The 26,358-nt window shown below is 75.7% G+C and carries 21 protein-coding genes; 11 read left to right on the top strand and 10 right to left on the bottom strand.

Annotated elements, in window-relative coordinates:
• The 5 genes from ABWI07_RS42295 to ABWI07_RS42275 form a co-directional block, all read right to left on the bottom strand.
• Window positions 1–1,074: NAD(P)/FAD-dependent oxidoreductase (locus ABWI07_RS42295; RefSeq protein ID WP_353821983.1), on the bottom strand; the 1,074-nt coding region annotated here is incomplete at its 3' end.
• Window positions 1,071–1,379: a (2Fe-2S)-binding protein gene (locus ABWI07_RS42290; RefSeq protein WP_353821982.1), complete on the bottom strand. Its 309-nt coding sequence runs from the start codon at window positions 1,377–1,379 to the stop codon at window positions 1,071–1,073. The genes ABWI07_RS42290 and ABWI07_RS42295, both read right to left, overlap by 4 nt.
• Window positions 1,376–2,536, bottom strand: a complete 1,161-nt coding sequence (locus ABWI07_RS42285) for an NAD(P)/FAD-dependent oxidoreductase (protein ID WP_353821981.1) — start codon at window positions 2,534–2,536, stop codon at window positions 1,376–1,378. Before ABWI07_RS42285 ends, ABWI07_RS42290 begins: the two co-directional genes overlap by 4 nt.
• An 89-nt stretch (window positions 2,537–2,625) precedes the next feature.
• Window positions 2,626–3,237: a helix-turn-helix domain-containing protein gene (locus tag ABWI07_RS42280; RefSeq protein WP_149258575.1), complete on the bottom strand. Its 612-nt coding sequence runs from the start codon at window positions 3,235–3,237 to the stop codon at window positions 2,626–2,628.
• Between the two features lie 86 nt (window positions 3,238–3,323).
• Window positions 3,324–4,301, bottom strand: coding sequence for an ornithine cyclodeaminase family protein (locus ABWI07_RS42275; protein WP_353821980.1), 978 nt, complete (start codon window positions 4,299–4,301; stop codon window positions 3,324–3,326).
• Window positions 4,302–4,481: 180 nt separating this feature from the next.
• Between ABWI07_RS42275 and ABWI07_RS42270 the strand changes: the two genes are divergently transcribed.
• Genes ABWI07_RS42270 through ABWI07_RS42255 form a run of 4 tightly spaced genes read left to right on the top strand, consistent with a single transcriptional unit; the run spans window position 4,482 to window position 9,089 of the window.
• Window positions 4,482–5,687 (top strand): branched-chain amino acid ABC transporter substrate-binding protein, encoded by a 1,206-nt coding sequence (locus tag ABWI07_RS42270; RefSeq protein ID WP_149258577.1) that lies wholly within the window; start codon window positions 4,482–4,484, stop codon window positions 5,685–5,687.
• 11 nt (window positions 5,688–5,698) lie between these two features.
• Window positions 5,699–6,598: a branched-chain amino acid ABC transporter permease gene (locus ABWI07_RS42265; protein WP_353821979.1), complete on the top strand. Its 900-nt coding sequence runs from the start codon at window positions 5,699–5,701 to the stop codon at window positions 6,596–6,598.
• A complete protein-coding gene (locus ABWI07_RS42260) occupies window positions 6,595–8,358 on the top strand; it encodes a branched-chain amino acid ABC transporter ATP-binding protein/permease (protein ID WP_149258579.1) in 1,764 nt (587 codons plus the stop codon). Before ABWI07_RS42265 ends, ABWI07_RS42260 begins: the two co-directional genes overlap by 4 nt.
• Window positions 8,355–9,089 carry an ABC transporter ATP-binding protein gene (locus ABWI07_RS42255; RefSeq protein WP_353821978.1) on the top strand — a complete coding sequence of 245 codons (735 nt, stop codon included), beginning with the start codon at window positions 8,355–8,357 and terminating at the stop codon, window positions 9,087–9,089. The genes ABWI07_RS42260 and ABWI07_RS42255 overlap by 4 nt, the downstream gene beginning before the upstream one ends.
• On the opposite strand, the gene ABWI07_RS42250 is transcribed toward ABWI07_RS42255, so the two are convergent.
• The gene (locus ABWI07_RS42250; protein ID WP_353821977.1) at window positions 9,073–11,199 is read right to left on the bottom strand and encodes a thiamine pyrophosphate-dependent enzyme; all 2,127 of its coding nucleotides are present in this window, start codon (window positions 11,197–11,199) and stop codon (window positions 9,073–9,075) included. The two genes, ABWI07_RS42255 and ABWI07_RS42250, sit on opposite strands and share 17 nt — an antisense overlap.
• Window positions 11,200–11,411: 212 nt before the next feature.
• Here ABWI07_RS42250 and ABWI07_RS42245 point away from each other — a divergent pair, with 212 nt between their 5' ends.
• Genes ABWI07_RS42245 through ABWI07_RS42235 form a run of 3 tightly spaced genes read left to right on the top strand, consistent with a single transcriptional unit; the run spans window position 11,412 to window position 15,269 of the window.
• Complete coding sequence (locus tag ABWI07_RS42245; protein ID WP_149258582.1) at window positions 11,412–12,950, top strand: aldehyde dehydrogenase family protein; 1,539 nt, start codon at window positions 11,412–11,414, stop codon at window positions 12,948–12,950.
• An 8-nt stretch (window positions 12,951–12,958) separates the two neighbouring features.
• Entirely contained in the window at window positions 12,959–14,134 is a 1,176-nt protein-coding gene (locus tag ABWI07_RS42240; RefSeq protein WP_353821976.1) for an NAD(P)/FAD-dependent oxidoreductase, read from the top strand.
• Window positions 14,127–15,269 (top strand): Glu/Leu/Phe/Val family dehydrogenase, encoded by a 1,143-nt coding sequence (locus ABWI07_RS42235; protein WP_149258583.1) that lies wholly within the window; start codon window positions 14,127–14,129, stop codon window positions 15,267–15,269. Before ABWI07_RS42240 ends, ABWI07_RS42235 begins: the two co-directional genes overlap by 8 nt.
• On the opposite strand, the gene ABWI07_RS42230 is transcribed toward ABWI07_RS42235, so the two are convergent.
• The 3 genes from ABWI07_RS42230 to ABWI07_RS42220 all read right to left on the bottom strand — a co-directional run bounded on the left by ABWI07_RS42230 (window position 15,247) and on the right by ABWI07_RS42220 (window position 21,687).
• Window positions 15,247–16,173, bottom strand: a complete 927-nt coding sequence (locus ABWI07_RS42230; protein WP_149258584.1) for a LysR family transcriptional regulator — start codon at window positions 16,171–16,173, stop codon at window positions 15,247–15,249. The two genes, ABWI07_RS42235 and ABWI07_RS42230, sit on opposite strands and share 23 nt — an antisense overlap.
• Before the next feature lie 95 nt (window positions 16,174–16,268).
• Window positions 16,269–18,338 (bottom strand): phenylacetic acid degradation bifunctional protein PaaZ, encoded by a 2,070-nt coding sequence (gene paaZ / locus ABWI07_RS42225; RefSeq protein ID WP_353821975.1) that lies wholly within the window; start codon window positions 18,336–18,338, stop codon window positions 16,269–16,271.
• An 88-nt stretch (window positions 18,339–18,426) separates the two neighbouring features.
• Complete coding sequence (locus tag ABWI07_RS42220) at window positions 18,427–21,687, bottom strand: hypothetical protein (protein ID WP_353821974.1); 3,261 nt, start codon at window positions 21,685–21,687, stop codon at window positions 18,427–18,429.
• 99 nt (window positions 21,688–21,786) lie between these two features.
• On the opposite strand from ABWI07_RS42220, the gene mgrA reads away from it, so the two are divergent.
• Genes mgrA through ABWI07_RS42205 form a run of 3 tightly spaced genes read left to right on the top strand, consistent with a single transcriptional unit; the run spans window position 21,787 to window position 23,751 of the window.
• Window positions 21,787–22,812, top strand: coding sequence for an L-glyceraldehyde 3-phosphate reductase (gene mgrA / locus ABWI07_RS42215; RefSeq protein ID WP_353821973.1), 1,026 nt, complete (start codon window positions 21,787–21,789; stop codon window positions 22,810–22,812).
• Window positions 22,813–22,854: 42 nt separating this feature from the next.
• On the top strand, window positions 22,855–23,343 hold the full coding sequence (locus ABWI07_RS42210) for a YbhB/YbcL family Raf kinase inhibitor-like protein (RefSeq protein ID WP_353821972.1): 489 nt from the start codon (window positions 22,855–22,857) through the stop codon (window positions 23,341–23,343).
• 3 nt (window positions 23,344–23,346) lie between these two features.
• Window positions 23,347–23,751: a DUF6343 family protein gene (locus ABWI07_RS42205; protein WP_200841783.1), complete on the top strand. Its 405-nt coding sequence runs from the start codon at window positions 23,347–23,349 to the stop codon at window positions 23,749–23,751.
• A gap of 9 nt (window positions 23,752–23,760) precedes the next feature.
• On the opposite strand, the gene ABWI07_RS42200 is transcribed toward ABWI07_RS42205, so the two are convergent.
• A complete protein-coding gene (locus ABWI07_RS42200; protein WP_353821971.1) occupies window positions 23,761–24,654 on the bottom strand; it encodes a helix-turn-helix transcriptional regulator in 894 nt (297 codons plus the stop codon).
• Between the two features lie 108 nt (window positions 24,655–24,762).
• On the opposite strand from ABWI07_RS42200, the gene ABWI07_RS42195 reads away from it, so the two are divergent.
• A complete protein-coding gene (locus ABWI07_RS42195; protein ID WP_353821970.1) occupies window positions 24,763–26,202 on the top strand; it encodes an MFS transporter in 1,440 nt (479 codons plus the stop codon).
• The last annotated feature ends 156 nt before the right edge of the window (window positions 26,203–26,358 follow it).

Genomic DNA, 26,358 nt, shown 5'->3' with positions numbered 1-26,358 from the left:
GCGGCGCAGGGCGGCGGCCGCGCGGTCGCCGGGGTCTCCTCCCCCGGCGGCCCAGCCGGCGAGCAGCCCCTCGGTGCGGGCGGCGGGCGCCCCGGCGATGCCGGTGATCTCCCCGGCCGCGTAGACGCCCGGGACGCTGGTGCGCTGGTCGGCGTCGACGCCCGCGAAGGCGGCGTCGGCGGCCCCGCCGCGCAGCAGGCAGCCCGCGGCGACGGCCAGCTCGAGCTGCGGGCTGAAGCCGTGGGTGACGCACAGGGCGTCCACCGCGACGGTGCGCTCGGTGCCGGGGACGACCGACCAGTCGTGGTGGAGCCGCGCCGTGACCGCCTCTTCGACGCGCCCGTCGCCCCGGGCCTCGATCACGGCGCGGCCCGTCCGGTAGGGGACGCGGTGCCGGGCCAGCAGCCTCGCGTACCCGGCCAGCTCCCCCGCCTTGCCCGCCTGGTGCGCCAGCTCCCACGGGCGCCGGGCCCAGCCGCGCGCCACGGTGGCGGCGGGATTGGCCTCCAGCACCTCCGGGACGGTGGCGCCGGCCTCGAGCAGCGACGCGGCGACCGGGAGCAGGAACGGTCCAGAACCGGCGATCAGGACGGGGTCGCCGATGACCAGGCGCTCCCCCTTCGCGAGCGCCTGCGCCGCCCCGGCGGTGCAGACGCCGGGCAGCTCCCAGCCGGGGAACGGCAGGACGCGGTCGTGCGCGCCCGGCGCGAGCACCAGCGCGTCCGGGCGCAGCACGCGCCGCTCCCGTCCGGCGCCGTCGGCCTCACCTCGCAGCACGTGGACGTGCGGCGGCCCCTGTTCGGCGCGTTCGACGGTCCAGACGGCGCTCTCCGGCCACCAGTCGCAGCGCGGATGGCCGAGCACGCGGTCGCGCAGCCGCTCGAAGCCGCGCCATCCGTGGTGCAGGCGGCCGGGGCGGGCGGCCCCGAACGCGGCGGGCGGCATCCGGTGGTACTGGCCGCCGGGCTCCTCCGCCGCGTCGACCAGCGTGACGCGCGCCCCGGCGCGCAGCGCGCCCGCCGCCGCGCCGAGCCCCGCCGGTCCGGCGCCGACGACCACGACGTGCCGGCTCACCGGGCGTCCCGGGTCTGGGTCTCGACGGCGTCGCCGTCCCTGGCGCGGCGGCGGCAGGCCCGCACGTCGCGGACGCCGTTGACGGTGAGGAGGCAGTCGAAGCAGGCGCCGATCCCGCAGAACACGCCGCGCGGCGCGCCGGACGGGCCCCGCCGCCAGGTGCGGCGGCCCGCCGCCAGCAGCACGCCGGCGAGGGTCTGGCCCGCGACGCCGTCCACGGGCTCGCCGTCCACGGTGATCCGCAGCGGCGCGTCCGGGCGGCGCCCGGTCCGGTCGCCGTCGGCGGGCACGAGTCGTGCGCTCATCGGGTCTCTCCTTCGCACTGGACGGCGGGCCGGTCCGCGCGGAACGGCGCCGCGTCGATCGCGGGCGCGCGGCCGAGCATGAGGTCGCGCAGGACGGCGGCGGTCCCGGCGGACAGGCCGATCCCGGCGCCCTCGTGCCCGGCGGCGTGCCACAGGCCCTCCAGGTGCGGGTCGGCGCCGATGACGGGCAGGTGGTCGTCGACGTACGGGCGGAACCCGCCGTAGGCGCGCATCACCGGCACCCCGGCCAGGGACGGGAACAGCCGCAGCGCCTTGGCCGCGATGACCGACAGCACCTCGGGCCGGAGCCGGTCGTCGAACCCGACGCGGCGGCGCGAGGAGCCGAGCAGGATCGTCCCGGCCCGGGTCGACTCGACGACGGCGGACGCCTGCAGGTCCCCGGCGCCGCTGCCGACCGCGCCCACGTAGTCGGCGTCGTACACCTTGTGGAAGACGGTCGGCGGCATCGGCGCGGTCACCAGGACCTCGCCGCGGCGGGGCCGGACGCCGAGCCGGACGCCGAGCCGCGCGGCGACCTCCCCCGCCCAGGGGCCGGCCGCGTTGACGACGGCGTCGGCCCCGAGCGTGCCGCCGGAGGTGCGGACGCCGGTGACGCGGCCGCCGCGCCGGACCGCGCCGAGCACCTCGCATCCGGTGCGCACGGCGGCGCCGGCGCGCACGGCGGCGGCCAGCAGGGCGGTGGCGGCGCCGGCGGGCTGGACCTGCGCGTCCTCCGGGTAGTGGACGGCCTTGGTGAAGTCGCGCGTCAGGTGGGGCTCGGCGGCGGCGAGGGCGGAGGCGTCCAGGTCCTCGGCGCGGATCCCGGCCTTGCGCTGGGCGCCGGCGAACTCCGTCAGCGCCTCGGCGCCCGCGGGGGTGGTGGCGACGACGATGCCGCCCTTGGCGTCCCATTCGACGCCGGCGGCGTTCGGGTCGCCGTCCAGGATGGCGGGCCACAGCTCGCGGGACAGCCGCGCCAGTTCCAGTTCGGGGCCCGGCCCCTTGTCGGAGAGCAGGATGTTGCCCTCGCCGTGGGCGGTGGTCCCGGCCGCGGGGCCGCCCCGGTCGGCCACGGTGACCGCGCATCCGGCCAGGGCCAGCTCGCGGGCGCAGGCCGCGCCGATGATCCCGGCGCCCAGCACCACGACCCGCGTCATCGACCCTCCCGTTTACCGTTCGTTAAACCGAACGATTCCGAGAGTAGGCGCGTCGCGCGCGCGATGTCAACGCGCGGACGGGTCGGACTTCACGGGGTTTCCACCAGATGGGACGGCGTCCCGGCCGAGGCGTGGAGCCGCTGGTCAGCGGTGTACTGCAGCAGCAGGACGGAGCGGACGGGCCCCTCGACGGCGGTGTAGCTGTGCGGCAGGCGCGCGTCGAAGCCGACGTAGTCGCCCGGGCCGAGCTCGACGTCCCGGTCGTCCACCCGAACGGCGAGCCGCCCGGACTGGACGATCGTGTGCTCCATCCCGACGTGGCCGAGCGAGTCCTGCCGGCGGCCGGCCCTGACCTGCTGGTCGTACACCTCGAACATGGCCCCGCCGGACTCGATGCCGCGCAGCGGCCGCAGGTCGACGCCCTCCCCGCGCAGCACCTCCACCTCCGCCGCCCGCACCACCGTGAGCCCGGACGGCTCCTGGCGGTCGAGCAGGTCGGAGATGGGGACCTCCAGCGCGCGCGACAGGCTGAACACGGTCTCGATCGTGGGGTTCCCGGCGCCCGCCTCCAGCTGGGACAGCGTCGCCTTGCCGATCTTCGAGCGGCGGGACAGCTCCGACAGCGACAGCCCGAGCTCCAGCCGCGCGCGGCGCAGGTTGCCGGCCAGCACGTCCCGCACCGATTCCCCTGACGCGCCCACGCTCCCGCCCCTCGTCCGCTCGCTCGCCTCGCGTTCGCTCTACCGAACGGCCAGTGTACTCGGCGGGCGCGCGAGGTCCGGGCCGGTCACAGTTCCACGGGCGTCCCGGCGCCGGCCGCGCGGGCGCGCTCGACGATGACGGCGGCCGCCGCCGCGTCCTGCACGCCGAGGCCGACGCTGTTGTAGAAGACGATCTCGTCGTCGGAGCCGCGTCCGGCGGCGAGGCCGGCGACGACCGGGCCCAGCGGGCGCAGCCGGGCGGGGTCCAGGGACCCGGCCCGCACGGCGGCCACGACGGGACCGGCGTGCTCCAGGGCGGTCGTCACGTCGTCCACGACGACCGAAGCGGCGCGGGCGAGGACCTCGCCGTCCACTTCCTCCCGGTCGGGGGCGAAGGATCCGACGCTCACGACCGTGCACCCGGGTTCGAGCCACGCGCCGAGGACGACCGGCTCGGCGCTGGTGGTGGCGGTGACGACGATCTGCGCGCCCCGGACGGCCGCACGGGCGGACGCCGCCGGCTCGACCGGCAGCTCCAGCTCCCGCGCGAGCTCGGACGCGGCGGTGCAGGTCGCCGGGTGGCGGCAGGCAATCGCCACCTCGCGGATGGGGCGGACCGCCGCCATCGCCCGCACGTGCGCGCGGCCCTGCACCCCGCAGCCGACGACCGCGAGGCGGGACGCCCCGCGCACCGCGAGGTGGTCGGCCGCCACCGCGCTCGCCGCCGAGGTGCGCAGCGTCGTCACCGACTCCCCCTCGATGATCGCGACGGGCCGGCCGTCCACCGGGTCCTGGACGGTCACCAGCGCGGCCACGGTCGGCAGGCCGCGCGCGGCGTTGCCCGGGGTGACGCTGCCGAACTTGGCGACGGCGCCGGCGCCGGGCAGGCGCGAGACGTAGCTGAAGGCGACCTCGCCGCCCGGCCCGTCCAGCAGCACCCGCGGCGCGAGCCGCGCCTCCCCGCGGCCGAGCGCGCCGAACGCCTCCCGCTGCGAGGCGATCGCGGCGGGCAGGTCGAACACCGCGCGCACGTCGGCGGCGGAGAGCAGCAGGACACCGGCCATGGGGAAGATCATTGCGAGGCCCCCGCCGCGCTGTCGAGTGGCGAAAGGGCAAGCGGTGCTTACCGATCAGTGCATGAGATCGCATGCTTGCCCGTCTCGACGCCCGTGCCCCGACGTTTCACGCTTTCACCATCCCGGACCACGAGGGACCTGCCGGCCACGAGCGACGGAGAGCCGCCGATGACCCCACTGACCCCGCGGGACCGCGGACGCCGGTTCCGGATCTTCACCGCGGCGGGCGCCGGCCTGCTGCTCGTCCCGCTCGCCGCCGCCTGCGGATCGGGCGGCTCCGGCGGCTCGGGCGCCATCAAGATCGGTGTCCCGGCGCCGCTCAGCGGCGACTCGGCCTCGGCCGGGCAGGACATCCTCGCCGCGGCCAAGGTCGCCGCCGACGAGATCAACAAGGCCGGCGGGGTGGACGGCCGGAAGATCCAGATCGTGGAGGCCGACGACCAGTGCAGCGCCCAGCAGGGCGCCCAGGCCGCGCAGAAGCTGCTCAACAGCGGGGTCGTGGCGGTCGCCGGCGGGTACTGCTCGGGCGCGGCGGTGCCCGCGATCCCGATCTACGGCAGGCGCGGCGTCCCGTTCGTGATGGACGCCTCCACCAACCCGTCCCTGACCGACAGCGGCAAGGGCAAGGTGTTCCGCACCTGCGGGCGCGACGACAACCAGGGCCTGGTCGCGGCCAAGTTCATGACGGGGCCGCTGGGCGCCAGGCGCATCGCGCTGCTGCACGACAACACCACCTACGCCAAGGGCCTCGCGGACGCGGCGGCGAACTCGACGAAGCAGGCGGGCGGCCAGGTCGTCTACGAGAACGCGCTGCAGCCCGGCCAGTCCGACTACGGCCCGGTGCTCACCAAGATCGCCTCGACCCGGCCGGACGTGCTGTACTTCACCGGCTACTTCGCCGAGGCGGGCCTGCTGATGAAGCAGCGCAAGCAGCTCGGGCTGAAGTTCACGCTCATGGGCGGGGACGCGACGACCGACTCCACCGTGCTGAAGACCGCGGGCTCGGCGGCCGGCGGCTACATCGCCACGACCGCGCCGCTCGCCAAGGACCTGCCCGCCGCCGCGAAGTTCGTCTCGGCGTACAAGGCCGCGAACAACGCCGACCCCGGTCCGTTCTCGGTGTACGAGTACGACGCCGTCAAGATCGTCGCCAAGGCGATCGACGACGCCGGATCCACCCGGGGCGCCGCGATCACCGAGGCACTCCACAAGATCAAGGACTTCCCGGGCATCACCGGGCCCATCACCTTCGACGCCAAGGGCGACCGGACCGACCCGCTCTACATCACCGTCCAGGTCCAGAACGGCGCGTTCACCGCCTACAAGAAGCTCGACGAGAACGGCGCCACCTGGGTGGACGCCAAGACCTCCTGATCAGGGGCCCGATGAGCGAATTCGTCCAGTACCTCGTGAACGGCCTGACGATCGGGGCCTTCCTCGCGCTGATCGCGCTGGGCTACTCGATGATCTACGGGGTGGTCCGGCTGATCAACTTCGCGCACGGCGACGTGTTCATGATCGGCGCGTTCGCCGGGTTCGGGGCGCTGACCGCGCTCGGCGCGACCGGCGGGATGGCGCTGCCCGCCGTCCTCGCCGCCGTCGTGGTCGGCGCCCTCGCCACCGGCGTCGTCGGCACCGGGATCGCCAGGGCCGCCTACGTCCCGCTGCTGGCCTCGCCGCGCCTCGCCCTGCTGATCGCCGCGATCGGGGTGTCGCTGGCGCTGGAGGAGGGCGTCAAGGTCCTCACCAGCGCCCGGTTCAAGTCGTATCCCACCACGCTGGACGGCGGCCGGATCTTCAGCGGCGCCGTCCACGTGACCTGGGGGCAGCTCGCGCTGGTGGTGCTGTCGGTGGCGCTGATGGCGGCGCTGTGGCTGTTCGTGACCCGCACCGTGACGGGCACCGCGATGCGCGCGCTGGCGATGGACCGTGACGCGGCCCGGCTGCAGGGCATCAACGTGGAGCGGCTGATCCTGACGACGTTCTTCATCGGGTCGCTGCTCGCGGGCGCGGCCGGCGTCATGTACGGGGTGTACTACGTGCAGATCAGCTTCGGCATGGGCTTCCTCATCGGCCTGCGCGCGTTCACCGCGGCGGTGCTCGGCGGCATCGGGAACCTGCCGGGGACGATGGTCGCGGGCGTATGCATCGGCCTCGTCCAGTCGTTCTCCGCCGGGTACGTCTCGTCCCGCTGGACGGACGTCATCATCTTCGGGCTGCTGATCGCGGTGCTGGCGCTGAGACCGACCGGCCTGTTCGGCGAGCGCGTCGTGGAGCGGGCATGAGGGCCCGGGCGCCGCGCCTCGCGGGCGGGGAGGCCGCGGCCCGGTACGGCGGCTGGCCGCTGCTGGTCGCGCTGGCGCTGGTCGCCGGGCAGACCCTCGACGACTACGCGCTGACCGTCGCCGGGACGATCCTGGTCTACGCGATCCTCGGGCTCGGGATCAACATCGTCGTCGGGTACGCGGGGCTGCTCGACCTCGGGTTCGCCGCGTTCTTCGCGATCGGCGCCTACGCCTCCGGGCTGCTGATGCTCAAGCTGGAGTGGGGCTTCTGGCCGACGCTGCCGGTCGCGGTCGCCGCCGCCGCGGTCGCGGGGGCCGTCATCGGGTACCCGACGCTGCGGCTGCGCAGCGACTACCTCGCGATCGTCACGCTCGGCTTCGGGGAGATCATCCGGATCACCGTGATCAACCTGCAGGTGACCGGGGGCCCGAACGGGCTGACCGGGATCCCGCCGGTGACCGTCGGCGGGCGGGAGATCGTCACGCCGAAGGACTTCTTCTACCTGGCGCTCGCGTTCTTCACCGTCGTGCTGGCCGCGACCGCGCTGCTGGCCCGGTCGCGGCTCGCCTACGCCTGGCGCGCCATCCGGGCCGACGACACCGCCGCCGAGGCGGTCGGCGTGCCCGCGCGGCGGGTGAAGCTGCTGGCGTACGTCCTCGGCGCGATGACCGGGGCGGTCGCGGGGCCGCTGAACGCCGCGCAGCTCGGCACCGTGGACCCGTCCAGCTTCACGTTCCTGACCTCGCTGATGATCCTGCTCGTGGTGATCATCGGCGGGATGGGCAGCCGGCCCGGGGTGATGGTCGGCGCCGTCGTGATCGTCGCGCTGCCGGAGGTGCTGCGCACCGTCCAGGAGTACCGGGGGCTGTTCTTCGCGCTGCTGCTCATCCTGATCGTGCTCCTGCGGCCGCAGGGGGTGTGGCCGTACCGGCCGCGCCGCCTGCGCCTGCCCGAGCGGGCCGGGCCCCCGCCGGAGCCGCCGACCGCGCGGGGGACGCTGCTGGAGGTCGACGGCCTGTCCCGCCGCTTCGGCGGCGTCACGGCCGTGGACGGGCTCGCCCTGCGCGCGGACGCCGGGCAGGTCGTCAGCGTGATCGGCCCGAACGGCGCGGGCAAGACCACCGCGTTCAACTGCGTGACCGGGATGATCGCGCCGTCGGCCGGGACGGTCGTGCTCGCCGGGCGGGACGTCCGCGGCCTCGCCCCGCACCGGGTCGCCGCCGCCGGGCTCGCGCGCACCTTCCAGAGCATCCGGCTGTTCGAGGAGATGACCGTCGCCGAGAACGTGCTGATCGGCCGGTTCGCCCGCGACCGCGCCCTGCTGCGGCCGCTGTCGCGGGCCGACCTCGACGCGGTGCGCCGCTGCCTGGACTTCGTCGGGCTGCTGGACGCGGCCGACCGCCCCGCGGGCGGGCTCGCCTACGGCGACCGGCGCCGGCTGGAGATCGCACGGGCGCTCGCGGGCGACCCGAGCGTCCTGCTGCTGGACGAGCCCGCGGCGGGCGCGAACCCGACCGAGAAGCGGGCGCTGATGGAGCTGATCGGCCGCATCAGCGCGCTCGGCGCCGCCGTGGTGCTGATCGAGCACGACGTCGCGCTGGTCATGTCGATCTCCGACCGGGTGACGGTGCTGGAGCACGGGAGGACGATCGCGGTGGGACCGCCGGCCGAGATCCAGGAGGACCAGCGGGTCATCGCCGCCTACCTCGGCGTGCCGGACGACCCGGAGACCGACCTCGTCACGGAGGTGCTGCGGTGACGCTCCTGCGGGTGAGCGACCTGCGCAGCCGGTACGGGCAGGTCGAGGCGCTGTCGGGGGTCTCGTTCGAGGTCGGCGAGGGCGAGATCGTGGCGCTGCTCGGCAGCAACGGCGCGGGCAAGACCACCGCGCTCCGGACGGTCACCGGCCTGCACCGCGCCCGGTCGGGCCGGGTCGAGTTCGACGGCCGCGACATCACCCGGCTCGCCGCGCACAGGGTCGTCGCGGCCGGGCTGGGGCACGTCCCGGAGGGGCGGCGCGTGTTCCCGGCCCTGACCGTCGCCGAGAACCTGCTGCTCGGCGGCTACCTGCGGCGCCGGGACCGGGCCGCCGTCGCGGCCCGCCGCGAGGAGGTCTACGCGATGTTCCCGCGGCTCGGCGAGCGGCGCGGGCAGCCCGCCGGGCTGCTGTCGGGCGGCGAGCAGCAGATGCTCGCCATCGGGCGGGCGCTGATGCTGCGGCCCCGCCTGCTCGCCCTGGACGAGCCGACGATGGGGCTGGCGCCGCAGACGGCGCAGCAGGTCCTGCGGGTCGTCCGGGAGATCCGCGACCAGGGCGCCACGGTCCTGATCGTCGAGCAGAACGCCCACCAGACGCTCCGCCTCGCCGACCGCGCCTACGTCCTGGAGACGGGCCGGATCGTGCTGGAGGGACCGGCGTCCGCGCTCGCCCGGGACGACCGTGTGAAGGCCGCCTACCTGGGCGGCGACCCGGTCATCGAGGCGACGTGAGCATGCTCCGCGCCGCCTCCTCGATGGCGTCCTCCGACAGCAGGACGTGGTAGGCGGCGTCCCCCAGCGGGATGAAGCTGTCCTCGCTCGCCACCCGGGCCGCCCGCCCACGGAAGCCGGCGTCGGCGAGCGCCGCCAGGACGCCCTCGGACACGCCGCCGGTCCGGCGCGTCTCGTCCGCGACGAGGACGGCGCCGGTGGCGCGGGCCTCGCGGAGCAGGTCCTCGACCGGGAGCGGCGCCAGCCAGCGCAGGTCGACCACCCGGCACCGGACGCCGGCGGCCTCCAGGCGCCGGGCCGCCCGCAGGCTCATGCGCAGGCCGTTGGCGAAGGTGGCGATGGTGAGGTCGCCCCCGTCCCCGTAGGTGCGGGCGCGCCCGATCGGGACCGTCCCGCCCGCGGGGGCCAGCCAGCCCCCGTCGCCCTCCTCGTACAGGTCGCGGGCGTGGTAGAGCGCGATCGGCTCCAGCACCACGCACACGCGGCCCCCGTGCTCGGCGGCGTCCATGCACGAGCGCAGCATCCCCGCGGCGTCGTCGGGGCGGGCGGGTGAGGCGATGACGAGCCCGGGGATGTCGCGCAGGGCGGCCACGGCGTTGTCGTTGTGGAAGTGGCCGCCGAAGCCCTTCTGGTAGGCGTATCCGGCGACCCGCACGACCATCGGGTTGCGGTACCGCCCGGACGAGAAGAACGGCAGCGTCGCCGCCTCGCCCCGGATCTGGTCGAGGGCGTTGTGCAGGTAGGCGAGGTACTGGATCTCCGGGACCGGCAGCATCCCGGCGGTCCCGAACCCGAGCGCGAGGCCGAGGACCGACTGCTCGTCCAGGATCGTGTCGAACACCCGCGCCGCCCCGGCCCGCTTCATCAGCCCGCGCGTGACGCCGTAGACGCCGCCCTTGCGCGCCACGTCCTCGCCGAACACGACCGCCCCCGGCCGCTCGTCCAGCAGCTCGCCGAGCGTACGGTTGACCGCCTGCGCCACCGTCACCGGCTCCCCCGCCGCGGGCTCCGCGCGCCCCGCGGGCCCGGTGGACCGGAGCGGCGCCATGACCTCCGCGGCGGACGACAGGCGGCGCGCGCCCGCGACCTCGTCCGCCAGCGCCATGACCTCGGCCCGCTTGGCCTCGTAGAGCTCGATGACGTCCTTCGAGGTCGCGGCGCCGCTGTCGACGAGGAGGCGCGCGGTCCCCAGGAGCGGATCGCGCGCCATGTCGGACGCGACTTCGGCCGGGGTCCGGTAGGCCGACTCGACGTCGGACCCCGCGTGCCCCATGAGCCGGACGGTCCGCAGGTGCAGGAAGGCGGGGCGGCGGTGCTCGCGGACCCAGTCGGCCGCCCGCACCGACACCGCGTGGGCGTCGGCGAGGTCGCAGCCGTCCGCGTGGAAGTAGGCGAGGCCGGGCCGCGCACCGTAGGCGGCGCGGATCCAGCCGGGCGCCGTGCGGACGCTGATGCCGATCCCGTTGTCCTCGCAGACGAGCAGGAGCGGCAGGGGAAGCCCCTGGTAGGCGCAGTTGGCGGCCGCGTTGATCGCGCCGGCGGCCGTGGAGTGGTTGGCCGAGGCGTCCCCGAAGCCGCACACGGCGACCGCGTCGCGCGGCCATGGCGAGTCCAGGCCGAGCCGGGCGGCGCGTTCGATCGCGAAGGCCACGCCGAGCGCGCGCGGGAGGTGCGAGGCGATGGTGGAGGTCTGCGGGATGACGTTCAGGGGGCGGCTGCCGAACACCTTGTGGCGCCCGCCCGCGATCGGCTCCTCGGCGGCGGCGACGAGCCCGAGCAGGACGTCGCGGAGCGGGTCCTGGCCGGGGACCTGGCGTGCGCGCTCCAGGAAGAACGCGCCCGACCGGTAGTGCAGGAGCGCCGGGTCGTCCGGGCGGAGCGCGGCGGCGACGGCCGCGTTCCCCTCGTGGCCGGCGGAGCCGATCGTGTAGAAACCGCGGCCCTCCGCCTGGAGCCGGCGGGCCGCGAGGTCCAGGTGCCGGCTGCCGAGCTGCGCGTCGAACAGCTCCAGGCAGCGCTCGCCGGTGAGCCCGCCCGGCGGCGCGGGCGCGCCGGACGGGGCGAGGGGCGCGGCCGTCTCGAGGAAGTGGACGTCGGCGGGCTCGGGCATGCGTGCTCCTGTGGGCTGATCGGGACGCGTGTCGAGCATCGGACGCCGCCACGGCCCGGCCAAGCCGCGCAAGGCCGCGAACCGGTTGGGAATTGCCCAAGGATCGCTTACCGACGCTTTCCGGAGAGCCTCAGCCCGGCTTGGCCTCGCGGTAAGGAAGCCGTGCTCTGCCCGATCTTGGCTCGGGCACGCGGCCCGTTCAGGCTGGGACCGTGCTCTCCTCCGTCATCGGCGGCGCCCGGATCCCGGCGGGGCCGCGCTCGTACCGCTCCACCGACCCGTCCCGCACGTCCGAGACGGTCGCCGAGGTGTCCCTCGCGGACGCCGGCGGCCTCGTCGGCGCATGCCGGGCCGCCCGCGCGGCGCAGGACGCCTGGCGCGACGTGCCAGCGCCCGTCCGCGGACAGGTGGTCGCCGCGATCGGCCGGCTCGTCGAGGCCAACAAGGCGGCGCTCGCCCGGACCGTCACCCGGGAGGTCGGCAAGCCGTACGCCGAGGCCCTCGGCGAGGTCCAGGAGATCGCCGACACCTGCGCGTTCTTCCTCGGCGAGGGGCGGCGGCTGTACGGGCAGACCGTCCCGTCCGAGATGCCCGACAAGCAGCTGTTCACCTTCCGGGACCCGGTCGGCGTCGTCGCCGTCGTCACGGCGGGGAACTTCCCGGTCGCGGTGCCGTCCTGGTACATCGTCCCCGCGCTGCTGTGCGGGAACGCGGTCGTGTGGAAGCCCGCCGAGTACGCGGCGGCCTGCGCCGACGCGTTCTACGAGCTGTTCGCGCACGCGGGGCTGCCGGACGGCGTCCTCAACGTCGTGTACGCGGACGGCCCGGAGACGTTCCGCGGCCTCGAGCGGGCCCTCGGCGAGGGCCTCGTCGACAAGGTCGGCTTCACCGGCTCCACCGAGGTCGGGTCGCGGATCGGGGAGCTGTGCGGCCGCCACCTCCAGACGCCCTGCCTGGAGCTCGGCGGCAAGAACCCGATGGTCGTCGCCGAGGACGCCGACCTGCCGCTCGCCGTCGAGGGCGCCCTGTTCTCGGGGTTCGGGACGGCCGGACAGCGCTGCACCTCCCTCGGGACCGCGATCGTGCACGAGTCGGTGCACGGCGAGTTCCTCCGGCTGCTGGACGAGGCGACGCGGGCCGCGCCCGTGGGCGACCCGGCGGGCGACGTCCTGTTCGGGCCGCTGATCAGCGAGCGGTTCGCGGACGGCTTCGAGAAGGTCCTCGGCTGGATCGGCCCCGGCCACACCGTGCACGGGTCGTCCGCCACCGGGCGGATCACGGCGGCGGCGCCGCGGGCGGGCTTCGCCGGCGACCCCGAGGCGGGGCTGTTCTACCACCCGGTGATCGTCGACGGGGTGCGGCCCGGCGAGGAGCTGTTCATGAACGAGGCCTTCGGGCCGGTCATCGGCGTCACCGCGTACCGGACGCTGGACGAGGCGATCGCCCTCGCCAACGCCCCCGGCTACGGCCTGTCCGCCTCCATCTACACCGCCGACCCGGCGAAGGTCTTCGCGTACCGGCGGCGGATCTCGGCCGGGATGGTGAGCGTGAACAACTCCACGTCCGGCGCGGAGGCGCACCTGCCGTTCGGCGGGAACGGGCGCTCCGGCAACGGCAGCCGCCAGTCGGGCATGTGGGTGCTGGACCAGTTCACCCGCTGGCAGTCGATGAACTGGGACACCTCCGGACGGCTCCAGAAGGCGCAGATGGACGTCCTGGAGATCACCCCCGACCTCGGCTTCCGGCTGTAGGGGCGGGCGTGGGGACCGGACCGGGGACGGAGACCGCGGCGGATGCCGAGGCCGACGTCGTCGTCATCGGCGGCGGCGTGATGGGGACGAGCGTCGCGTTCCACCTCGCCGAGGCGGGCGTCCGGCGGGTGGTGCTGGTCGAGCGGGACGAGCTCGGCTCGGGCTCGACGAGCAGGGCGGCGGGCGGCGTGCGCGCCCAGTTCTCCGACGAGGTCAACATCCGGCTCGGCGCCCGCAGCCTGGAGGCGTTCACCCGCTTCCCCGAGCGCCCTGGCCAGGAGATCGACCTGCACCGGGTCGGGTACCTGTTCCTGCTGTCGCGGCCCGAGGACGTCGCGGCGTTCGAGGCGGGCGTCGCCCTGCAGAACGAGCTGGGCGTGCCGAGCCGGATGGTCTCGGTGGCGGAGGCGTGCCGGCTGTCGCCGCTGGTCTCCCCCGACGGGCTGCTGGCCGCCGCGTTCTCCCCCGACGACGGGCACTGCACGCCCGAGTCGGTCGTGCTCGGGTACGCGACGGGCGCGCGCCGGCACGGCGCGGAGATCCGCACCCGCTGCGAGGTCGTCGGCATCGAGGCCCGCGGCGGCGAGATCACGGCCGTCCGGACCTCGCGCGGGCGCATCCGGACCTCCGCCGTCGTCTGCGCGGCCGGAGCCTGGTCGGCGGCGGTCGGGCGGATGGCGGGCGTCGACCTGCCGGTGGAGCCGCTGCGCCGCCAGATCGTCTTCACCGAGCCGATCCCGGACCTGCCCCGCCCGGTGCCGATGACGATCGACTTCGCGACGTCGTTCTACTTCCACGCCGAGGGCGAGGGCCTGATGCTCGGCATGTCCGACCCGGACGAGCGGCCCGGCTTCCGGCTGGACCGCTCCGACGCGTGGCTCCCCCGGCTCACCGAGGCGATCGGGACCCGCGCCCCCCGCCTCCTGGACGTGGGGCTGACGGGCGGCTGGGCGGGCCTGTACGAGGTGACGCCCGACCACAACGCGCTCATCGGCGAGGACCCGTCGGTGTCCCGGTTCCTGTACGCGACGGGCTTCTCCGGCCACGGCTTCCTGCAAGGCCCGGCGGTCGGCGAGGTCGTCCGCGACCTGTACCTCGGCCGCGAGCCGTTCACCGACGTCGCCCCCCTGCACGCGGCCCGGTTCGCCGGCGACGCCCTCCGCCCGGAGATCAACTGTGTCTGACGTGCTCGAACTCATGGACGAGTGGGGCCCCGAGAGGGTCGTGTGCGTGTCCGACACCCGGACCGGGATGCGGGGCGTCCTCGTCATCGACAACACCGCCCGCGGCATGGGCAAGGGCGGCATGCGGATGAGCCCGTCGGTGACGGTCGCGGAGGTGGCGCGGCTCGCCCGGGTCATGACCTACAAGTGGGCGGGCGTCGACCTGTTCTTCGGCGGCGCGAAGGCCGGCATCGCGGCCGACCCCGGGTCGCCGGACCGGGAGGCGGTCCTGCGCGCGTTCGTGCGGGCCCTGTCGCAGGAGATCCCCCGGCGGTACGTGGCGGGCCTCGACATGGGGCTGTCGGAGCGGGACGCGGCGATCGTCCAGGACGAGCTGGACGACCGGGGCGCGGCCGTCGGCACCCCGCACGTCCTCGGCGGCATGCCCTACGACGAGCTGGGCGTGACCGGCTTCGGGGTCGCGGAGGCCGCCGACGCCGCCGCCCAGCACGCGGGGACGTCCCTGCGCGGCGCACGGGTCGCGATCCAGGGGTTCGGCGCGGTCGGGCATGCGGCGGCCAGGCGCCTGCACGAGTTGGGCGCGACCGTCGTGGCGGTCTCGACCGTGCACGGCGCCCTGCACGACCCGGACGGCCTGGACGTCGGGCGGCTGCTCGCCCTGCGCGCCGAGGCGGGCGACGCGGCGGTGCGGGAGTACGGCGGGCGTCTCCTCCGGGCCGGCACGGAGCTGTCCGTCCCGGCCGACATCCTCGTCCCCGCCGCGCTGCAGGACGTCATCGACGAGGACGCGGCCGCGGACGTCCAGGCGGCGATCGTGGTGGAGGGCGCGAACCTGCCCACCGGGCGGGCGGCGCAGCGCGTCCTCGCCGAGCGCGGCGTGACGGTCGTGCCGGACTTCGTCGCCAACGCGGGCGGCGTGGTCGCGGCGGGGTTCGCGATGGACGCCCGCCACTCGGCGTTCCGCCCCGACCCGGAAGCGGTGTTCGCGGCGGTCTCGGCGAAGATGCGCGACAACACCGGCCGGGTCCTCGACGCCGCCCGCGCGCAGGGCACGACGACGCACGAGGCCGCCGTGGCGCTCGCGCAGGAGCGCGTCCGCGCCGCGATGGAGCTCAAGGGCCGGTGGCGCCGCTGACCTCGTTCTCGACGCCGCGGGCGACCTCGATGAGGCCGCGCATGGCGTCCTTGACGAGCGGGTTGGTGTTGGTGGTGCGGCGCAGCACGGTGACGTGCCGCCGCGGGGAGCGGCGGCTGAGCCGCAGCGTCCGCAGCCCCGGCGCCGGGACGCAGCCGAGCGCCGGCACGAGCGCGATGCCGAGGCCGCACGCGACCAGCCCGCACACCACTGCGTAGTCGTTGCTGCGGAACGCGATGTTGGGCGTGAACCCGGCCGTGCCGCACAGCCGCAGCAGGGCCTGCGCGCCCGAGCTCTCGGGGCGGCTCGCGATCCACGTCTCCGACCGCAGGTCCCGCAGCCGGACGGTGCGGCCCCCGGCGAGGGGGTGGTCCCGCGGGACGCACAGCACCAGGTTCTCGTCCATCACCGGCGTCTCCACGATCTGGTCGGGCCAGGTGCGCGGGAACAGGTCGTACCGGTAGACGAGCTGGAGGTCGAGGTCGCCGTCGAGCAGCTCGGGCAGCAGCTCGTCTGGCTCGCCCTCCGCCAGCGTGATGTCGATGCCGGGCCGCACGCGCGACAGCTCCGCCAGCACCCGCGGAAGGATGCGGGCGCTGGCGGTCGGGAAGCTGCCGAGCTGCAGGGCGCCGCGCTCGCCGCTGGCGACCGTGCGCAGCTCCCGCTCCAGCGTGTCGAGCGCCGACAGCACGTCGTTGCCCTTGCTGACCATCAGGAACGCGGCGCTCGTCGGGCGCACGCTGCGGGCCCGGCGCTCGAACAGCACCAGGCCGCAGGCGCGCTCCAGGGCGGCGATCTGCTGGGAGACGGCGGACGCGGTGTACCCGAGGTTGCGGGCCGCGTCCGCGAACGAGCCGGTGCGGACGACCTCGCGCACCGTCTGTATGTGCAGGGGACTGATCATGGGCGCACCCCGTTCAGCGCTGAACGTGACCGTCTCCCCCGCAGACGCCTCCCTCCATGCGTATCATCCCGCGGGCCGGGGCCCCAGTCCCAAGATCAGTCGTGCCGCGGGCGCTTGGCCACCAGCGTCAGCACGTCGTACTTGGCGACCGAGGCCCCCTCCTGGTTCGTGACGTCGGTGTCCCAGCGGACCTCGCCGTAGTCGGCCCCCTCGCGCGGCGTGATCTGCTTGGCCGTCAGGGTGACGGTCAGCTCGTCGCCCGGCTTGACGGGCGTGAGGAACCGGAGGTTCTCCAGGCCGTAGTTCGCCAGGACGGGCCCCGGGGACGGCTCCACGAACAGTCCGGCCGCGAACGACACGACGAGGTAGCCGTGCGCGACCCGCCCGCCGAAGAACGGGTTGGCCCTGGCGGCCTCCTCGTCCGTGTGGGCGTAGAAGGTGTCGCCGGTGAACTCGGCGAAGTGCTCCACGTCGTCGAGGGTGACGACGCGGGGGCCGCCGACGGCGGTGTCGCCGACTTGCAGGTCCTCGAGGTGCTTGCGGAACGGGTGCTCGTCGGTGACGGTGCGGTCGGTGCCGGGGACCCAGCGCCCGGTGATCGAGGTGAGCATCGCCGGCCCGGCCTGGACGGCGGTGCGCCGCATGTGGTGCACCACCCCGCGGATCCCGCCCATCTCCTCGCCGCCGCCGGCGCGCCCGGGGCCGCCGTGGACGAGCGCGGGCAGGGGCGAGCCGTGCCCGGTCGACTCCTTGGCGTCCTCGGCGTTCAGCACGAGCAGGCGGCCGTGCCACGGCGCGGCGCCGAGCACGACCTTCCGGGCGAACTCCGCGTCGCCGGTCACGACCGACCCGGCGAGGCTGCCGCGCCCGCGCGCGGCCAACTCCACCGCCTGCTCGGCGCCCTCGTACGGCATCAGCGTGCTGACCGGCCCGAACGCCTCGACCTCGTGCGGCTCGGCGCGGCCGGCGTCGTCGGCGCGCAGCAGCACCGGGGAGATGAACGCGCCGCGCTCGGCGTCCGCGCCCACGACCTCGACCCGCTCGGGGTCGCCGAACACGGCGCGGCCGGCGTCCATGAGGGCCTTCAGGGAGCGGCGCACCTCCTCGCGCTGGTCGAGCGTGGCGAGCGCGCCCATCCGCACGGCGGGGTCGGACGGGTTCCCGACGACGACCTTCGCCAGCCGCTCCCGGACGGCCTCGGTGACGTCGTCCATCAGCGCGGCGGGGACGAGCGCCCGGCGGATCGCCGTGCACTTCTGGCCCGCCTTCACGGTCATCTCCGCGACGAGCTGCTTGACGTACAGGTCGAACTCCGCCGTGCCGGGCACCGCGTCCGGCCCGAGGACCGAGCAGTTCAGCGAGTCGGCCTCGGCGTTGAACCGGACCGCGTTCCCCACGATGACGGGGTGGGTGCGCAGCAGCCGGGCCGTCGACGCCGACCCGGTGAACCCGACGATGTCCTGCTCGGTGAGGTGGTCGAGCAGGTCGCGCGGCTCCCCGCAGACCATCTGCACCGAGCCCTCGGGCAGGATCCCGGCCTCGACGATCAGCTCGACCAGCCGGGCGGTCAGGTAGGCGGTCTGGCTCGCCGGCTTGATCAGGCTCGGCACCCCCGCGAGGAACGCGGGCGCGAGCTTCTCCAGCGGACCCCACACCGGGAAGTTGAACGCGTTGATCTGCACCGCGACGCCGTGCGACGGCGTGCACAGGTGCTGCCCGACGAACGTCCCGCCCTTGCCGAGCGGCTCCACGGCGCCCTCGACCAGCACCGTGTCGTTCGGCAGCTCCCGCTTGCCCTTGCTCGCGTAGGCGAACAGGACGCCGATGCCGCCGTCCACGTCGAACTTCGAGTCGCCCAGCGTCGCGCCCGTCCTGGCCGACAGCGCGTACAGCTCCTCGCGGTGCTCCCGCAGGTGGGACGCGAGCGCCTTCAGCAGGGCCGCGCGCTGGTGGAAGGTGAGCTCCCTCAGCACCGGGCCGCCGACCGAGCGCCCGTACTCCAGGGCGGCGCCCATGTCGATCCCCGCCGAGGAGATCCGGGCGACCTCCTCCCCGGTGACGGCGTCGTGCAACGGCGCCCCCTCGTCCTCCGGGGAACGCCAGGAACCCGACACGTAACTGCGCAGCACGACCACTGGGACCTCCTTGTCCTTAGCTCTGACCATTCTTGCCGCTTCCAAGCTTCCTTCACGCCTCGCAGACCTGACAGCCGGGGCCCCGATCCTTTGTGTACTCCCGCACCGCCGGGGCGGGTCACCTGTTCGCGACGACGTTCCAGGCGTCCTGGCGGACGTCCACGTGGGGGGACCGGCGCAGGCCGTCCAGGAGGTCCCCCCATTCGCCGGCCCATCCGGCGGCCGAGCCGCCCGACCGGACGACGCCGACGGCGAGCAGGTGCGAGGCGGCGTCGCCGCGTGCGGTGAGGGCGCGGGCGGCGGGCAGGAGCCGGCCGGGCCCGCCGCTCCCCCGCGCGCCGAGCGCGTGGTCCAGCCGCCGGTCGGCGACCCTGGCGGCCAGGACGGGGCGGTCGCGCAGCAGGCCCGCCAGGGCCCCGAGCTCCTCGGCGATGCGCTCGGGTGAGGCGTCGCCGCCGTTCAGGCGGGCGGACAGGAGCGCGACGTCCGCGGCGCCGGCGACGTGCAGGGGGTGCCTCGCGAGCATCTCCACCACGCGGCGGGCGAGTGGCGCGTCCGGCCGGCCGGCGATCGCGTGGGCCACGGCCGCGACCCGCGCCCGCGCGCGCTCGCCCGGCTCGGCGGCGAGCAGGGCGGACAGCACGCCGAGCGCCTCCTCCGCCACCGAGCCCGCCCGCACCAGGGCGTTGAGGACGGGCAGCTCGTCGTCCCCGGCGGGGTCGGAGGGGTCGGCGACGGCGGCGAGGACGGCGCCGACGTCACCGGTGTACCAGCGGACCCACGCGGCGAACGCCTTGGACGCCCGGAACCGCACGCCGGGGCCGTCCGCCGCCGCGCCGAGCCTGCGGACCAGTGCGGCGTAAGCGGGACGGTGCGCGGGCGCGTACTCCGAGGGCTTCGCCTGGAAGAGCGCGCGCAGCAGCGGTTCCGAGGCGTACGGGCCCGCGGCGGCGCCCAGTGCGGCGAGCGCGCGGGGGTCCTCCGGCATCCTCCGGAGCGCCGCCGCGACCGCGATGCGGACGTCCGGGTGGAGGCCGGGGTCGTCCCACGCGCGCAGCAAGGTCTCCGCCGCGCCGGGGACCCGCAGCCGTTCGATGAGCCGGGCCGCCTGCTTGCGGACGGCCACCGTGCGGTCCGGGCCGGTCAGCGCCTCCGCCAGGACGGGACCGAGGCGCGACGGCGGCACCGCGGCGGCGGCCCGTGCCAGCGCCGCCGCCGCGACCACCGATCGCGGGCCCCGGGCGTGGCGCAGGAGCACGGCGAGGGCCTCGGCAGGACGGTCCGAGACCGCCATGGCCTCCAGCGCGGCCTCGGCGAGGGCGGGCTCGCCGTCCCCGTCCGCTCGGGCGTCGAGGTGGTCCAGGCAACCGGGCAGCCGGCCGAGCGAGGCGACGGCGGCGGCCCTGGCGCCGACAGGTCCCGCCGAGGCCGCCAGCAGGTCCCGCATGCGCCCGGCCTGGTGCGGCGTCCACCGGCCGGGCTGCTGCGGCTGGATCGCGGGGACCCCGCCCGGGTCCCCGAACCGGCCCGTCCGGGCGCGTTCCAGGGCGGGCAGGAGCAGGTCGGTGCGGCGGCCGGCGACGACGCGCCAGACCTCGGGCAGGGCGATCGCGGAGGGGTCGGCCGCCACCAGTGCCGCGGCGCGGCGCTCGCGCTCCACCGGGTCGGCGAGCCACAGTGCCGCGGCCTCGCGGGCGAGCGGCTCGGGCGCCGCGCGGACCGCCGTCCGCAGCAGGCCCTGAAGGGCCGCCGACGCGAACGCCCGCCGCCCGAGCGCCCGTGCCAGCGCGACGACCACCTCGTGTTCACCTGGCCCGGGGCGCACTGCCGCGACCAGGTCGCGCTCCCGGCCGCGGGGCAGCACGCGGTCGAGGCGGTGGCCGTCGAGCGCCTCCGCCCCGTGCCGGGCAACCAGGCGGGCGTAGGCGCCGATCGCCCACCGGACGAGCGCGGGCCGCGCCGCGTGGGCGAGGAGGCGGTCCGCCAGAGCCCGCAGCCTCAGCCGGGTCGCCTGGGAGGAGTCCCGCGCGTCGACGGCCGCGGCGGCTACCTCCTCCAGCGGCGCGGCGAACGCGTCGTCCAGGAGGCGGACCGGCACGGACGCCAAGGCCGCGAGGAGGTCCGCCCTCAGCGGGTCCCGCTCGTTGCGCGTGCGGCGCGCCAGTTCGGCGACGAGGTCGCGAAGGGCCGCGGCGTCGCCGGTGCGGCCGGTCGCCTCGACCAGGAGGGTGCGGGCGAGCCCGCGCAGCCTCGGGTCCCCGCCGAGCGCCGCCTCCCTCAGCGGCCCGGCCGCCTCCTCGTACGGGAGGTGGGCCGTGAGCTTCAGCGGGAGGGCCGGATCGTCCAGCCGGGATCGCGCTGAGTGCCACACCGAGCCGTGCCAGTCGAGCATCCGGCGCGCCTCGCCGGCCGCCCGGCCGAGGGGCAGGAGGGCGAGCAGCGGCAGCGCGGCAAGTCCCGGGTGCCCGCCTTCTCCCGCGAGGTCGTAGACCTCGGCCCGGCGGCGCGGCGGGACGTGCGCTAGGAGGTCGCGCAGCGCGTAGGGGCCGGCCTGGACGAACTCCCGGAGCTCCGGTGAGGGCAGGCGGCCCACATGCGCGAAGTACGCGGCCGGGAGCCGGCCCCGGCGACCCGTCCGCCGCACCGCCCGGGCGGCCCTGACGGCGTCCGCTCTGAACAGCGCCGGGAGCAGGGTGCGCGGCAGCTGCGCCAGTGCCGGGCGGGAGCCGTTCGCCTCCAGCAGTCCCAGCAGCCCCGCCGGATCGCGGCGGGCCAGCTCCGGGAGGCCGGCCCGGCAGCGCCTCCACCAGGACCATTCGTGCGCCCGGTCACGGCCGCGCGCGAGGAGGGCATCGGGGTGCCGTCCGGCCAGGGCGCGCCACGCGGTGACCGCGTGCTCCAGGTCGGGCAGGAGGCGCGCGACCGTCCCGCTCGTGCAGGCCGGCAGGAGCGCGGCGGCTTCGCGATCGCCCCAGCGGGCGCGGACGTCCGGCAGGAGCCGGTCGGCGAGCCCCGCGCGGCCGCAGTGGCGGAGCGTCCGGTAGAACGCGCGGCGCAGGTCGGCGGGGGCGTCGTCCAGCACCGCCGCGGCGGCGTCGTCGGAGACGGGCAGCGTGCGGACGGCCCGCAGAGCCGCACGGCGCAGCGCCATGTCGGGGCCCGCGAGGACGCGTTCCAGATAGGGCAGGTCCCGCGCCGCCATGGCGATGTGCAGAGCGGTCCGGCGTTCGTAGGGCCCGCGGGCCGACAGGCCGGCGAGGGCCTCGCGGAGTTCCGGGGTTCCGGCGGCGCGACGGGCCCGCAGGGCGAGCTCCCGCATGCGGCGCGGGTAGGGCAGGGCTTCGAGGGCCGGTTCCCAGACCGGCTCGATGGGGCTCAACGGCCCGGGCGGCGACCGCCCTTCCTGAAGATCATGGTGCCGATGATGGCGGACCGGCGGTGCGCACGGCAAGCCGTCTGCCCTGAAATACTCCTGACCATGACCTTTGTGGCAGACAGTGGGCGATACGAGCGGCTCCCCTACCGACGGTGCGGGCGGAGCGGGCTGCGGCTTCCGGCGATCTCGCTGGGGCTGTGGCACAACTTCGGCGACGACCGGCCGCTGGACGTCCAGCGGGCCATCCTGCGGCGGGCGTTCGACCTCGGCGTCACGCACTTCGACCTCGCCAACAACTACGGGCCGCCGTACGGGTCCGCCGAGACCAACTTCGGCCGGATCATGCGCGAGGACCTCGCCCCCTACCGGGACGAGCTGATCATCTCGACCAAGGCGGGCTACGACATGTGGCCCGGCCCCTACGGCGAGTGGGGGTCGCGCAAGTACCTGCTCGCGAGCCTCGACCAGTCGCTGCGCCGGATGGGGGTCGACTACGTCGACATCTTCTACAGCCACCGCTTCGACCCGGAGACGCCGCTGGAGGAGACGATGGGGGCGCTGGACCGCGCCGTCCGGTCCGGCAAGGCGCTGTACGCGGGCATCTCGTCCTACTCCCCCGAGCGCACCGCCGAGGCGGCGGCGATCCTGCGGGAGATGGGTACCCCGCTGCTGATCCACCAGCCGTCCTACTCGATGCTCAACCGCTGGATCGAGGGCGGGCTGCTCGACACCCTCGACCGGGTGGGGGCCGGCTGCATCGCGTTCTCGCCGCTGGCGCAGGGGATGCTGACCGGCAAGTACCTCGACGGCGTCCCGGAGGGGTCCCGGGCGAGCAAGGGCACGTCGCTGTCCACGGGCCTGCTCACCGAGGACAACCTCCGGCACGTCCGCACGCTGAACGAGATCGCCGGGGCGCGCGGGCAGTCGCTCGCCCAGATGGCGCTGGCCTGGTCGCTGCGCGACGGCCGGGTCACCTCGGCGCTGATCGGCGCGAGCAGCGTCGCGCAGCTGGAGGAGAACCTCGCCGCCCTCGACCGGCTCGACTTCACCCCCGACGAGCTCGCCGCGATCGACCGGGACGCCGTCGAGGCGGGCATCAACATCTGGGCGGCCTCCAGCGCCGGCTGAGCGCCCGCGGCGATCGGGGCGCGCGCATCGACCGGGCGTGGCGTGCATCGACCGGGCGGCAGGGGGCACGAGCAGCTCATGGAGGAGATGACGCTGCGGAGCTCCGCGTTCACCGACCACACGCTCATGCCGTCGGACTACTCCCACGACAGCGGGGACCTCTCGCCGCCGCTGGAGTGGTCGCCCGCCCCCGAGGAGGTGGTGGAGCTGGCCCTGGTGTGCGAGGACCCGGACGCCCCGGTCGGCACGTTCGCCCACTGGCTGGTCGCCGGCATCGACCCCGTGACCACCGGGCTGGACGCCGGGGAGCCGCCGACCGGCGCCGTCCTCGGGCGCAACGACTTCGGCGCCGAGGGCTACGGCGGGCCGAAGCCGCCGGTGGGCGACGACCCGCACCGGTACTTCTTCCGGCTGTACGGGCTGTCGGAGCCGTCCGGGCTGCGGGACGGCTTCACCGCCGAGGACCTGCGCGACGCCGTCGAGGACAAGGTCGTCGCATCGGGGACGCTCGTCGGCACCTACGCGAGGTGAGCCATGGGCGGCACCGGGGCCGGCGGGCCCGACCGGAACGGACCCGAGCGCCACGAGCCGGAGCGGCGCGAGTCCGGAGGGCGCGAGCCGGAGCGGCGCGAGCCCGGGTGGGACGAGCCCGAGCGGCACGACATCGGCCGCAATGAGCCCGGGTGGCACGGACCCGGGTCGCACGGACCGTACCCGCACGAGCAGCCGCGCGGCGACGAGCCGGTGACCGCGCGCAGCCCGCTGGCCCTGCGCGCGGTCCTGTCCACGGTCGCGCTGGTCGGCGCGGTGGCAGCCGCGATCGTGTTCGCGGTGAACGGTTCGGGCGACGGCTCCTGGACCGCGGCGGGCATCTGCGCGGCCGTCGCCGTGATCGCCGCCGTCGACCTGGTGGTGATCGCCCGGCGCGCCCGCCACTGAGCCGGCTGGTCAGTGCCGGTGGTCGGGCTCCGCGATCCCGGGGTCGGCGAGCAGCCTGCCGATCCGGTCCCGGCTCTCCTCGTCGGTCGGCGTGTAGACGACCAGGCGCGCGTTCGGCGACGCGGTGATGTCCATGCTCGTGGTGCGCGTCCGGATCTCGCCGACGGCGCGGTGCCGGAAGAGCTTCACGGTCGGCCCCGGCAGCGCGACGTCGTGGGACGCCCACAGCCGCGCGAACATGGGGCTGGCCGCCTGCAGGCGCCGGACGAGGTCCTTCCAGCCCGGCTCGCCCAAATGCCTGCTGTAGCGGTGCCGGAAGACGGCGACGTGGTCGGGCGCGGCCTCCTCCAGGTTCGCGACCGGGTTGCAGCACGGCGGCAGCGTGAACACCATCCACAGCGTGTTGCGCTCGCACGGCCGGGCCCGCACCACGTGCGGGAAGATCGCGGCGTAGGCGGCGTTCCAGGCCAGGATGTCCGAGCGGGCGTTGGCGACCGCCGCGGGCATCGGCACGAGCGCGTCCAGGATCGCCTGGACGTCCTCGGGGAGGGTCTCGGCGTGCTCCTCGACCGCGGCGTCCGGGATGTCGGCCAGCCGGTACAGGTGCTCGCGCTCGGCGCCGTCGAGCCGCAGGGTGCGCGCTACGGCGTCCAGCACCTGGGTGCTGGCGTTGATCGGGCGGCCCTGCTCCAGCCATGTGTACCAGGTGACGCCCACCCCTGCGAGCTGGGCGACCTCCTCTCGGCGCAGTCCGGGCGTGCGGCGCCGGGGGCCCGGCGGCATCCCGACGTCCTCGGGGGTGATCCGCTCGCGCCGGCTGCGCAGGAACGCCGCCAGTTCCGTGCGGCGGCGCGGGCCCGCGCCGTTGCGGCGGGCGGTGGGCGCGGCGGGCGCACTCGTCATCGTCACTCCCCCAGCCTGACTCCGACCGGCGTGCTCTTCCAGGTGCTGTCAGTACCAGTATCGGCAGGCTCTCGTTACCGGTACCGGTCTCCGAGCACGCTCGTACACATGACACAGACAACCGACCTGCGCGGGGCCATTCCCGACCGGGGGTCGCGGAACGGCTCCGGCGGGCTCGCGCTCGCCGTCATCCTGCTCGGCCAGTTCATGGCCATCCTCGACGTGAACATCGTCAACGTGGCCCTCCCGACGATGCGCGCGGACCTGCACGCCTCGGGGGCGGGGCTCCAGCTCATCGTCGCCGGCTACATCATCTCCTACGCGGTACTGCTGATCACGGGCGCGCGGCTCGGCGGCATCGCGGGCCACCGCCGCCTGTTCCACCTCGGCCTGGCGTCCTTCACGGCGGCGTCGCTGGCGTGCGGGCTGGCGCCGTCCACCGGGACGCTGGTGGTGTTCCGCTTCCTGCAGGGCGCGGGCGCGGCGATGCTCACCCCGCAGGTGATGTCGATGATCCAGCGGGACTTCACCGGCGCGGCCCGGGCGCGGGCCCTCGGCGTCTACTCGGCGGTCATCGCGGGCGGCGTCGTCGTCGGGCAGGCGGCCGGGGGCCTGCTGGTCGGCGTGGACCTGCTGGGCACGGGCTGGCGGACGGTCTTCCTCGTCAACGTGCCGATCGGCGCCGCGCTGCTGCTCGCGGGGCCGCGCGTGCTGCCCCGCGACGAGCCCGCGCCCCGGACGCGCCCGCTGCGCGCCGAACTGGACCTTCCGGGCCTGCTCACGCTGGCCCCGGCGGTGCTGCTGCTCGTCGTCCCGCTGATCATGGGGCACGAGCTGGGCTGGCCGCTGTGGGGCTGGGCGTCGTTGGCCGCGAGCGCCGCGTTCGCGGCGGCCTTCGCCGCCGTGGAGCGGCGGGTGGCGGCCGCGGGCGGGCGGCCGCTGGTCTCGCCCCGGGTGCTGCGCGCCCCGCTGCTGGTCCCGGCCTGCGTGGCGATCATGTTCGGCCCGGCCAGCTGGGGGTCGTTCCTGTTCACCACCACCCTGCACCTGCAGGGCGACCTGCGGATGTCGCCGCTGGAGTCGGGGCTGGCGTTCGTGCCGTGCGTGACCGCGTTCGGGCTGGTCGGGCTGAACTGGCAGCGGCTGCCCGCCCGCTGGCACGGGCGCGCCGTCCCGGCCGGGTTCGCGGTCGCGGGGGCGGGCTACCTGTGCGTCGGGCCCCTCGCCGGGGGCGGCGTCCCCTACGAGGCGCTCACCGTGGTCATCGGGTTCGGGCTCGGGGTGATGCCGATCATCATGACGCTCGCCCTGCGGCACGTCCCGGCCGGCGACGCGGCGGACGCGAGCGGGCTGCTGCTCACGCTGATGCAGCTCGCGCAGGTGGTCGGCATCGCCACCGTCGGGACGCTGTTCCTCACCCTCGCCGAGTCCGGCGGGTCGACCCGGCGCGCCGAGTACGGCGCCGGATGGGCGCTCGCCGGCATGGTCCTGCTCGGCGCCCTGTTCGCCCTGTCCCTGGCCCGCGGCCGGGCGGCGGCCCGCCCCTGACGGTCAGTACCCCGACAGGCGGGCGCGGGCCGCCTCCACCGCGGGCGGGACCGGCCGCCTGGCGCGGCCGAGCCCGGGCAGCGCGCGGGCCGCGTCTGCGCAGGATCTCGAAGGCGCTCACCTTGCGACCTCCCGGCGGACGTCCGCCACGACGCG

This window comes from Actinomadura sp. NPDC000600 (genome assembly GCF_040492135.1).
Taxonomy (GTDB): Bacteria; Actinomycetota; Actinomycetes; order Streptosporangiales; family Streptosporangiaceae; genus Spirillospora.
The sequence above is the reverse complement of the archived record's forward strand: the minus strand, read 5'-3'. Positions and strand labels throughout refer to the sequence as shown.

What these genes read in the sequence shown, in the direction of transcription:
- ABWI07_RS42260 (WP_149258579.1), top strand. Translation starts at nt 6,595, where the DNA reads ATGAGGGCCCGGGCGCCGCGCCTCGCGGGCGGGGAGGCCGCGGCCCGG.
- ABWI07_RS42270 (WP_149258577.1), top strand. Translation starts at nt 4,482, where the DNA reads ATGACCCCACTGACCCCGCGGGACCGCGGACGCCGGTTCCGGATCTTC.
- ABWI07_RS42285 (WP_353821981.1), bottom strand. Translation starts at nt 2,536, where the DNA reads ATGACGCGGGTCGTGGTGCTGGGCGCCGGGATCATCGGCGCGGCCTGC.
- ABWI07_RS42200 (WP_353821971.1), bottom strand. Translation starts at nt 24,654, where the DNA reads ATGACGAGTGCGCCCGCCGCGCCCACCGCCCGCCGCAACGGCGCGGGC.
- ABWI07_RS42290 (WP_353821982.1), bottom strand. Translation starts at nt 1,379, where the DNA reads ATGAGCGCACGACTCGTGCCCGCCGACGGCGACCGGACCGGGCGCCGC.
- paaZ (WP_353821975.1), bottom strand. Translation starts at nt 18,338, where the DNA reads ATGGTCAGAGCTAAGGACAAGGAGGTCCCAGTGGTCGTGCTGCGCAGT.
- ABWI07_RS42205 (WP_200841783.1), top strand. Translation starts at nt 23,347, where the DNA reads ATGGGCGGCACCGGGGCCGGCGGGCCCGACCGGAACGGACCCGAGCGC.
- ABWI07_RS42275 (WP_353821980.1), bottom strand. Translation starts at nt 4,301, where the DNA reads ATGGCCGGTGTCCTGCTGCTCTCCGCCGCCGACGTGCGCGCGGTGTTC.
- ABWI07_RS42265 (WP_353821979.1), top strand. Translation starts at nt 5,699, where the DNA reads ATGAGCGAATTCGTCCAGTACCTCGTGAACGGCCTGACGATCGGGGCC.
- ABWI07_RS42250 (WP_353821977.1), bottom strand. Translation starts at nt 11,199, where the DNA reads ATGCCCGAGCCCGCCGACGTCCACTTCCTCGAGACGGCCGCGCCCCTC.
- ABWI07_RS42195 (WP_353821970.1), top strand. Translation starts at nt 24,763, where the DNA reads ATGACACAGACAACCGACCTGCGCGGGGCCATTCCCGACCGGGGGTCG.
- ABWI07_RS42230 (WP_149258584.1), bottom strand. Translation starts at nt 16,173, where the DNA reads ATGATCAGTCCCCTGCACATACAGACGGTGCGCGAGGTCGTCCGCACC.
- mgrA (WP_353821973.1), top strand. Translation starts at nt 21,787, where the DNA reads ATGACCTTTGTGGCAGACAGTGGGCGATACGAGCGGCTCCCCTACCGA.